Below are 2,217 nucleotides of genomic sequence, written 5' to 3' on the forward strand. Positions count from 1 at the left end.
GTATCCGCCCGACCAAGTGCATATTTCCTGAGCGTTGTATAATGCAGAACTTTGCTTAATGAGCAAAGAAGAAAAGAGATCACAGATGCTATCGATGGTAGCAGACTGGCAACAGAGCGGTAAGAGCAAGAAAGCTTACTGTTCGGAACAAGGTATCAACGAAGCCACTTTTTATTATTGGTTTTCGCGTAGTAAAGAAAACGATACATCCAGCGGACGTTTTATAGCTATCGATAAGTCCTGCAAAAAAGGCGAAGTTGAGGTTATCTATCCCAACGGTGTGCGGATCAAGTCAGATGCCGATCTTGGTCTTCTGTCCCAGCTGATCCGCCTTTACTGATGTTCTCGCTAGGTTCCTCGCACCGATTTTATCTCTATGATGGAAGTTGCGATATGAGGAAGTCATTTGACGGTCTATGCGGTCTGGTCAGTTCTGTTATGGAACGTCAGCCGACCAGTGGTGAGGTATTCGTGTTCCTGAACCGTAGTCGTACGCATATCAAGTTGCTTCATTGGGAGCACGGTGGGTTTGTACTCTACTACAAACGTCTGGAGCAGGGCACTTTTGGTACATCGTCGCTCAAAAAAGGAGAGCTGTCATGGAGCGATCTGGTTCTACTGATCGAAGGTGTGCAAGTTGTGAAAAGCATACAGAAAAAACGTTATTCCTTGCCACAAAAACAGCTTTTTTGATTGCGGGAACGCTGGTAAAACCGTATCTTTAGCGTATGGAAACAGCGCTGGAATCCCTCTCGAAAGAAGACCTTCTCAAGGTCGTTTCCAGCCGTGATGAAGAGATAGATTACCTAAAGTCACAGCTTGCCATGTACAAGCGGATGCAGTTCGGTCAGAAACGCGAACGCTTCGAGGGAGACCCCAACCAGACCGCACTCCCGTTTGAAGCGGAAACCGTAGAGGTGGAGCAGCAACAGCAAGAGATCAAACAAAAGATCGAATACACCCGCACGCGTGTAAACCATAAAGGGCGTGCGAGATTGCCCGAACACCTGCCGGTTGTTGAAATCGAGATCCACCCCGAAGGTGACCTGTCCGAAATGGTATGCATCGGGAAAGAAATCACCGAGGAACTGGAGTGCGAGCCTGCAAGGTTCTATATCAACCGCTACATCCGTTATAAATATGCCGCTGGAAACGGTGAAGGCGTCAGGATCGGTGAGCTCCCGGAGCGGGTTATCGACAAAGGTATCCCCGGAGCAGGTCTGCTGGCGATGATCCTTACGGGTAAATATGCCGATCACCTTCCATTATACCGCCAGAAGCAGATCTTCGCCAGGGAAAACATACAGATCGCCTCCTCGACCATCGAGGGCTGGACAAAGGAGGCCCTGATCAAACTCGAACCACTTTACGGACAACTGGTCTTCGATACCAAAGCAAAAGGATATCTACAGGCGGACGAGACGCCAATAAAAGTACTGGACAGCGAAAAAAAAGGCGCTGCCCACCAGGGATACTATTGGGTATACCATGCCCCGTTGGACAGGACCGTGCTGTTTGACTACAATCCTTCACGTGGTGGCCAAGTGCCTAAATCCATGCTGGATAACTTTAAGGGTTACCTGCAGACGGATGGGTATGCCGCATATGATAAATATGGAAAAAAGAAAGGGATCATCCATCTGTCCTGCTGGGCACACGCACGCCGTGAGTTCGAGAAAGCTTTACAGAATGACCGCCCAAGAGCCGAAAAGGCGCTACTCATGATACAGAAACTCTATGAAATTGAACGTAGAGCTAAAGAACAACTTTCTGCCGACAAAATCAAGGAGCTGCGGCTAGAAGAAGCCTTACCGGTAATCAATGAAATGGGCAAATGGATCTTTGAGGAGATAAAAAACACCTTGCCCAAAAGCCAGATCGGAAAAGCCATGGCCTATGCTTACGCGCGTTGGGATGCTTTATCGGCTTACTTATACGACGGAAACCTGCAGATCGACAATAACCTCATTGAAAATGCGATCAGACCCGTGGCGCTGGGACGAAAGAACTACCTCTTTGCAGGCAGCCATGAAGCCGCACAGCGGGCTGCAATGATCTATTCCTTCTTCGCCATCTGTAAAAAGCATGAGGTGAACCCCTACCAATGGTTAAAACATACGCTACTGAACATAGAATCAATAAACCACAAAAACTTAAAAGATCTTTACCCGCAGAATTTCAAGAAATCAACAGACCTGTAGTTCGTCGGGCGGATAC

Annotated in this window: 3 protein-coding genes; all 3 read left to right on the forward strand. The window is 48.0% G+C overall.

Going from position 1 to position 2,217, the window contains the following annotated elements; all coding sequences use genetic code 11:
• Window positions 1–58: 58 nt before the first annotated feature.
• Genes tnpA through tnpC form a run of 3 tightly spaced genes read left to right on the forward strand, consistent with a single transcriptional unit; the run spans window position 59 to window position 2,201 of the window.
• A complete protein-coding gene (tnpA, locus tag ABD851_RS14430) occupies window positions 59–340 on the forward strand; it encodes an IS66 family insertion sequence element accessory protein TnpA (protein WP_344980503.1) in 282 nt (93 codons plus the stop codon).
• Entirely contained in the window at window positions 340–693 is a 354-nt protein-coding gene (gene tnpB, locus ABD851_RS14435; protein ID WP_344980505.1) for an IS66 family insertion sequence element accessory protein TnpB, read from the forward strand. The genes tnpA and tnpB overlap by 1 nt, the downstream gene beginning before the upstream one ends.
• Before the next feature lie 35 nt (window positions 694–728).
• The gene (gene tnpC, locus ABD851_RS14440; RefSeq protein WP_344980507.1) at window positions 729–2,201 is read left to right on the forward strand and encodes an IS66 family transposase; all 1,473 of its coding nucleotides are present in this window, start codon (window positions 729–731) and stop codon (window positions 2,199–2,201) included.
• The last annotated feature ends 16 nt before the right edge of the window (window positions 2,202–2,217 follow it).

The sequence above is a fragment of the Compostibacter hankyongensis genome (assembly GCF_039541075.1).
GTDB lineage: Bacteria > Bacteroidota > Bacteroidia > Chitinophagales > Chitinophagaceae > Compostibacter > Compostibacter hankyongensis.